Source organism: Bacillus sp. LR_5 (genome assembly GCF_042709275.1).
This window is the reverse complement of the sequence record NZ_JAVAXX010000364.1, coordinates 1-5,403: the sequence shown is the minus strand read 5'-3', so window position 1 is coordinate 5,403 and position 5,403 is coordinate 1. Positions and strand designations below refer to the sequence as shown.

General features: G+C 39.8%; 15 protein-coding genes. 14 read left to right on the top strand and 1 reads right to left on the bottom strand.

The window, feature by feature from the left end; all coding sequences use genetic code 11:
* Positions 1–64: 64 nt before the first annotated feature.
* The 3 genes from RAC86_RS34755 (at position 65) to RAC86_RS34745 (ending at position 992) form a co-directional block, all read left to right on the top strand.
* Positions 65–265 carry a helix-turn-helix domain-containing protein gene (locus tag RAC86_RS34755; protein ID WP_163136926.1) on the top strand — a complete coding sequence of 67 codons (201 nt, stop codon included), beginning with the start codon at positions 65–67 and terminating at the stop codon, positions 263–265.
* 41 nt (positions 266–306) lie between these two features.
* Complete coding sequence (locus RAC86_RS34750) at positions 307–636, top strand: hypothetical protein (protein WP_163136902.1); 330 nt, start codon at positions 307–309, stop codon at positions 634–636.
* A gap of 62 nt (positions 637–698) precedes the next feature.
* Positions 699–992: a hypothetical protein gene (locus tag RAC86_RS34745; protein ID WP_163136900.1), complete on the top strand. Its 294-nt coding sequence runs from the start codon at positions 699–701 to the stop codon at positions 990–992.
* Here the strand turns inward: RAC86_RS34745 and RAC86_RS34740 are convergent.
* Positions 973–1,326 carry a hypothetical protein gene (locus RAC86_RS34740; RefSeq protein ID WP_163136899.1) on the bottom strand — a complete coding sequence of 118 codons (354 nt, stop codon included), beginning with the start codon at positions 1,324–1,326 and terminating at the stop codon, positions 973–975. The two genes, RAC86_RS34745 and RAC86_RS34740, sit on opposite strands and share 20 nt — an antisense overlap.
* A 62-nt stretch (positions 1,327–1,388) precedes the next feature.
* On the opposite strand from RAC86_RS34740, the gene RAC86_RS34735 reads away from it, so the two are divergent.
* The 11 genes from RAC86_RS34735 (at position 1,389) to RAC86_RS34685 (ending at position 5,399) form a co-directional block, all read left to right on the top strand.
* On the top strand, positions 1,389–1,607 hold the full coding sequence (locus RAC86_RS34735; RefSeq protein WP_163136897.1) for a hypothetical protein: 219 nt from the start codon (positions 1,389–1,391) through the stop codon (positions 1,605–1,607).
* Complete coding sequence (locus RAC86_RS34730; RefSeq protein WP_377886636.1) at positions 1,608–2,471, top strand: conserved phage C-terminal domain-containing protein; 864 nt, start codon at positions 1,608–1,610, stop codon at positions 2,469–2,471.
* A complete protein-coding gene (locus RAC86_RS34725; protein WP_377886635.1) occupies positions 2,422–3,159 on the top strand; it encodes an ATP-binding protein in 738 nt (245 codons plus the stop codon). Before RAC86_RS34730 ends, RAC86_RS34725 begins: the two co-directional genes overlap by 50 nt.
* Positions 3,160–3,225: 66 nt before the next feature.
* Positions 3,226–3,387: a hypothetical protein gene (locus RAC86_RS34720; RefSeq protein ID WP_377886634.1), complete on the top strand. Its 162-nt coding sequence runs from the start codon at positions 3,226–3,228 to the stop codon at positions 3,385–3,387.
* Positions 3,384–3,542: a DUF6906 family protein gene (locus tag RAC86_RS34715; protein WP_003220291.1), complete on the top strand. Its 159-nt coding sequence runs from the start codon at positions 3,384–3,386 to the stop codon at positions 3,540–3,542. The genes RAC86_RS34720 and RAC86_RS34715 overlap by 4 nt, the downstream gene beginning before the upstream one ends.
* On the top strand, positions 3,539–4,087 hold the full coding sequence (locus RAC86_RS34710) for a hypothetical protein (protein ID WP_321541118.1): 549 nt from the start codon (positions 3,539–3,541) through the stop codon (positions 4,085–4,087). Before RAC86_RS34715 ends, RAC86_RS34710 begins: the two co-directional genes overlap by 4 nt.
* A gap of 107 nt (positions 4,088–4,194) precedes the next feature.
* Positions 4,195–4,335 (top strand): BH0509 family protein, encoded by a 141-nt coding sequence (locus RAC86_RS34705; RefSeq protein WP_003237439.1) that lies wholly within the window; start codon positions 4,195–4,197, stop codon positions 4,333–4,335.
* Between the two features lie 12 nt (positions 4,336–4,347).
* Positions 4,348–4,503 (top strand): hypothetical protein, encoded by a 156-nt coding sequence (locus RAC86_RS34700; RefSeq protein ID WP_014480890.1) that lies wholly within the window; start codon positions 4,348–4,350, stop codon positions 4,501–4,503.
* Positions 4,504–4,581: 78 nt separating this feature from the next.
* Positions 4,582–4,779 carry an XtrA/YqaO family protein gene (locus tag RAC86_RS34695; protein WP_045384225.1) on the top strand — a complete coding sequence of 66 codons (198 nt, stop codon included), beginning with the start codon at positions 4,582–4,584 and terminating at the stop codon, positions 4,777–4,779.
* Positions 4,780–4,821: 42 nt separating this feature from the next.
* Positions 4,822–5,148 (top strand): VWA domain-containing protein, encoded by a 327-nt coding sequence (locus RAC86_RS34690; protein ID WP_377886633.1) that lies wholly within the window; start codon positions 4,822–4,824, stop codon positions 5,146–5,148.
* Positions 5,145–5,399, top strand: a complete 255-nt coding sequence (locus tag RAC86_RS34685; protein ID WP_377886631.1) for a hypothetical protein — start codon at positions 5,145–5,147, stop codon at positions 5,397–5,399. The genes RAC86_RS34690 and RAC86_RS34685 overlap by 4 nt, the downstream gene beginning before the upstream one ends.
* Positions 5,400–5,403 lie beyond the last annotated feature (4 nt).

Sequence of the window (5,403 nt, the reverse complement as noted above, 5' to 3'; positions counted from 1 at the left end):
TGAGTAAGGTGATATATTGGGGTTGTGATATTCCTGCAGGAATATTTATGAGGGGGTGAAAACATTGGATAGTAACATTATTTTCGGTCAGAAGATTAAAGAAATACGTAAAGGTAAAAATATGTCTTTCAATGAATTTGCTGATTTCACAGGGTTTACAAGCTCTTATATTTATAAGTTAGAGAATGGAAGGGGCAACCCTACACTAAAAAGTATTAATCAGTTCTGCGAAAAATTAAATGTTCCTGTTGGATATTTTTTTTAAGAATGAAGTTTCCTGTAGGAATATTCGGGGAGGAGCTAGTTTTGAAAATTGAATTGGAACAATCAGATATTGAAAGGATTACAAACGACGTTATTGCAAATGTGAGCGCTGCTTTGATTCCTAAAATTCAAGAAATGATTTCAGTCTTGTCCTCAAAAGATCAACTTCTCACTAAAAAAGAAGTGTACGAGGGGATTTTGAAATGCACAGCCAGAACGGCAGAAGAATTATATTTCAGTCAGCCCGATTTTCCGGTATTTAAACTACCGGAGCGGCCTGGCTCAGGAAAAATACAGCAGAGGTATTCACGGCGTGCAATCGAGGCATGGATTGCCCAAAAAAATTGTACAAGAGCAGAAAAGATTGGATAACTGATTACCTGTAGGAATGATTTCTGTAATCACGAATTGATCGTTAAAAGGAGTGTGACAAAATGCAGAATGAACGTAATGATTCAACCTCTGAGGCAACAGAGGTTGAATTGGAAAAACATTTAAACGGATTACCAGAGTCAGTTCAAATAGCCATCAAGACGAGCATAAATAAAGCTAAAGAAAATGAACTGATTGTGGGTATTGATCCAGATAGTTATTTAGCGAAAGAAATTCTTTGGCAGTCAAGAAAAATGATAATAATTGAACGGGTTTTAGGTGAATTAAATAACTCAGTTAATCGAATGAATTACCTAATTCAAAATTTGGATAAATCTAACCAGAAATTGTTTTAAAGTTCGACGGCAAATTCGCATAGCTTCTGCTGAGATCTTCAAAATAAATAATAGTATGTTGCGCACTGTGATCAGTGGAATAGGAATCTAACATTTCATCGTTGAAACGTTCAAATTTGAAAATGAAATCTTCGAATTCTAAGGATGATCCCTTTTCAAAATGTTGCTTGTAATTGGAATTTGCTATCTGTAGGAAAGTGTTAGCTTGATTTAAATAAGCAACTGCGGCAACTTTAGCTTTTCCTTTTTTGAACAACTCATAGCTTTTCTCAGCTTTATGCCAACCAGACAATACAAAGTAACTCATAGAATCTATGAATTTAGTAATTTCCATACTTATTCACCTCCTGTCGTGTTTGATAGGAACATTATACCAAATTTAAAAGGGGTTTCATTATGTTTTTAGTAAGCAATGTCTGGCTTGATAACAAGTTTCATCTTGTTATCAGTGAGTCAGCATCTTTTCACCAAAAAGCATTAACTAAGTTGGAAGATCAAGGTGGGTCTGTTATATCCAATGATTGTAATGAGAATATTCTCGGATCTGTAATTGTAAATGGCAAGCGATCTGTCTGGCCTTTAACGAAATTCGAAACAAAAAAGGGAGGAGAATAAATGGCTAAGTTCCGGCAGGTCCATGTGCAATTCTGGCAAGATCCCAAAGTGTTAGAAGAATTAACACCTGAAGATAAATACTTTTATCTGTATCTTTTAACTAATCCGAGCACCACTCAAATTGGAATTTACTCTATTACCAAAAAGCAAATGGCATTTGATATTGGGTATTCTATAGAGTCTGTTAACAGTCTTATGGACAGATTTCAAAATAATCATAGGCTAATCGAGTATAACTCTGAAACTAGGGAAATTGCGATTATTAAGTGGGGAAAATATAACCTGAATAAAGCAGGTAAACCTATGCTGGACTGTATCGAAAAAGAGTTGCAAGAAGTCAAGGATAAAACGCTGATAGAGCTTGTTTTCCCACACATTCCTAATGACGTTATCAGGGAATCATTTTCACGACACGTGAACGACACGTACCACCTCAAGTCAACGTCAAGTGGACAAGAAAAAGAAGAAGAAAAAGAAGAAGAAAAAGAAGAAGAAAAAGAAGAAGAAAAAGAAAATATATTGTCGAGTAAACTCGACAGCACATCTTCCAAAAATGATGTGATCCCTTACAAACTCATCATTGAACTTTTGAACAAAGTATCTGGTAAAAACTATCGTTCAGCTACACAGAAAACAAGAAGTCTTATTAAGGCAAGATGGAATGAGGGTTTTAGATTCAATGATTTTAAACATGTCATCCTTGTTAAAACCCAAGAATGGTTAAATGATCCGGAAATGAACAAGTTTATTCGTCCAGAAACGCTATTCGGTACCAAGTTTGAAAATTACTTAAATCAAAAGGGAGGCCGTCAGTTTGATTCCAGCCCAGCAAACGAAACAAACCCATATTCCGGCCTTTTCTAAAGCAGTTCCCAAAAGCCTGCAACACCTGTTCCCGAAAAAGATCGGCGTTAGGGAGTGTGAGGGATGCGGTAACGAGGTTCCGATTTACTTACAGAATGGCAAGCAGCACAGCCGGTGTTTAGCTTGTGACAACCTTGCACTAGAAAAAGAAATGATTGAGTTTCAAGAAGAAACAGCAGCGGACGCATTCTTCTGGAATAACAGTCTGGTCCCTCCGGATATCCAGAAAGCCACATTCGGCAACTTCAACTTAAAAGGCTTATCAGACTCACAGATGGACGCCTTCCGAAAGCTGAAATGGTACGCTGAGAACTTTGAAAATTGGGGAGACTTTGATTCCTTGCTACTACAAGGGAGTTACGGGATCGGAAAAAGTCACTTGTCTCACAGCGTCGTGCAGCATGTTAAAGGGCTGCGAAAAAAAGTGATCTTTGCAAATACCAAAATGCTGCTACGGAAAATCCGAAACTCATATGGGGATAAGACGGAAACAGAAAGCTTTATTCTCAAAAACATTGAAGAATGCCAATTACTTGTGCTGGATGACTTGGGCGCAGAGTACGTCAAAAAGGACAAAGACGGCGAGGAATCATGGGCCACGGACTTGATCCTGACAATCATTGAGTCTCGACAGGACAAGCCCAATATAATTACGACCAATTACAACGTCGCATCATATCTCGAATGATGAAAGGGACAAAGGTTGTCAAGTTTACTGGCGAGGACAAACGAATACCAAAAGGAGGTGGGAACATTGCATGGAACTAAGGCTCAGTTGATTATGCCCGGCGTTTGGGAGCTCAAGCCAGAAAGGAAGCTTACTGACGCTGAACGCAAAAAAGATATTAATAAACTTATTGCTCTCATTGATCAGAAAATTGCTGACTATCAAAACTTTAGGAGGAATGCAGTTTGAAACACGGTAAACGCCCGACACGCGCACAAAAGGACATTATCAAGCAAAACGGTTTAAATCCAAACAACTGGCTGGTTTCTAAAAACCTGCAGCATGAACAGAGATTGATCATTGTTCACCGGTATACCGGTACGGTAAGGAAGTGCTTGGCATGAGCGTTGCGGTTCTTGCTGATCGGTTAGAAATCGCTTTGACTGATCTTAATTTTGAATGGTCATTGGTGCAAATGCGTCAGGTTGTTGATTACTGGTACGACGGCAAATCCATTTATGATATGGCCGAGCTGCTGAATAGAAAGCCAGATGAAATCATTTTGCTGATAGTTGATTTTGCAAGAGGCCGCGTGCTTCCGCCACGTCCTTACGGGTTAAATGCAAATAAACGAATTTCAATCAAAAGAACGCATCTGAGAAGTAAAAAAGAGAATCTGCGGCGGTTCGTGCAGGATAGCCCGGTGTATATACCATTCATTGAAAAAAACTTTGTCTGGAATGATTCGGAGATCAAGCGGTTCCGTGAAATGTGGGAAGCCAATGAGTCTATTATCTGTATTTCAGAGGAGCTTAATAGAGACATAGACGAGGTTCTATTCCTTGTTATGGATCAAGCCAGCAGGGACTTCATTCAGCCACGAATGAACGGACTTCTCGGAAAGGATGCGACGGAACATGATCTTATCAGGCAGCGCCTCCCCTTTTGAGAAAGCAACCATTCACCAACTTATGGTCATTGTGCGGTATGAAGAATGTCCGCCTGACTATAAAAATGCTGCGATGCAATTATTGATCAAGAAGGGAACGGGGACCGTTGGAATGGACAGAACGTCAGCACTTGATTGAGTGGCTCACTATTTTGGGCGGATACGGAAAAGCATTTCTGGAACGCCAGTCAGACGATGAAATTGAGACGCTTTACAATCTGCGCATCAAACAATTAAACGAAGAGTAAGGAGGCGAGGACATGACAGAAAATAAGAACTTACGTCAGCATGGAGAAGTCATTACATGGGTTATGACGGAAGAGGAGCGTTTGGAGTATATAAAAAAACATCCAATCATCCCAACGGAAGAACCACAGACAAAGCTGCAAGTTTTCCCGATGAACGATTGGATGTGATGACAGTCATTAGTAGACGTCACCCGTATGGAAAATAGAAACTCGACACTTCTATTATACCATATGGGGGCGTTTACAGTGAACTGTCCAAAACATATAGAAAATCTGGAACAGGTACTTAATCAAATTGAAAATGACAAAAATTACGTCATTGTGATTGACGGAAACAATAGATCATTCAAATTAACGGAAATGCCGGAGCACGGTAAAACAATCGTACAAACGTCAAAAGGTAATCTCTCCAGAATTGATTTTGAGATCGGCTATAAAATGTGACGCAGAGGGGCCGGTCCTCTCTGCGATATGGGAGGAACGGACATGGATAAATTACAGGAAATTAAAGTGCGTATTTCAAAACTAAAAGGCTATGAAAATGCTAAGCTGACAGATCAATATTGGATGGCCAAAGAGCATATTGACTTTCTGATTGATCGGACTGAACTGTCTGTTAAGCAACAGGAAATCATTGAAGAAAACAAGCGCCAGCAGGAAGTAACGGTACATCAATTCCGGCAAGCTCAAAAGGGTATCCAGCAACTAAGCGGGGATAGGAAACGATACAAACAGGCATTAGAGAAGATCATAACAAATCTCAATTTCGCGATAACAGTTGCCCAAAATGAATTGGAAGGTGAAGCAGAATGATTCCTTTACAGGTTGAGCTGCAACGGGCAGTCAAATCCACGAGAGACGAAGCGATGACAGTTGAGCAGGCGGCGGAATATTTGAAAGTGCATCCAGATTACATACCGGTGCTCGTGGCAAAGGCAGATGATCTGAAAATGATCGGTGATGAAACTATCATTGCAAAGCGTGATAAAACAAATGGCTGGCTTCTCGGTGGGGTTACGGTGGTTTTGTTCTTTGCAATTGCGGTTCTGCCGGGGATAGGCTGAAGAC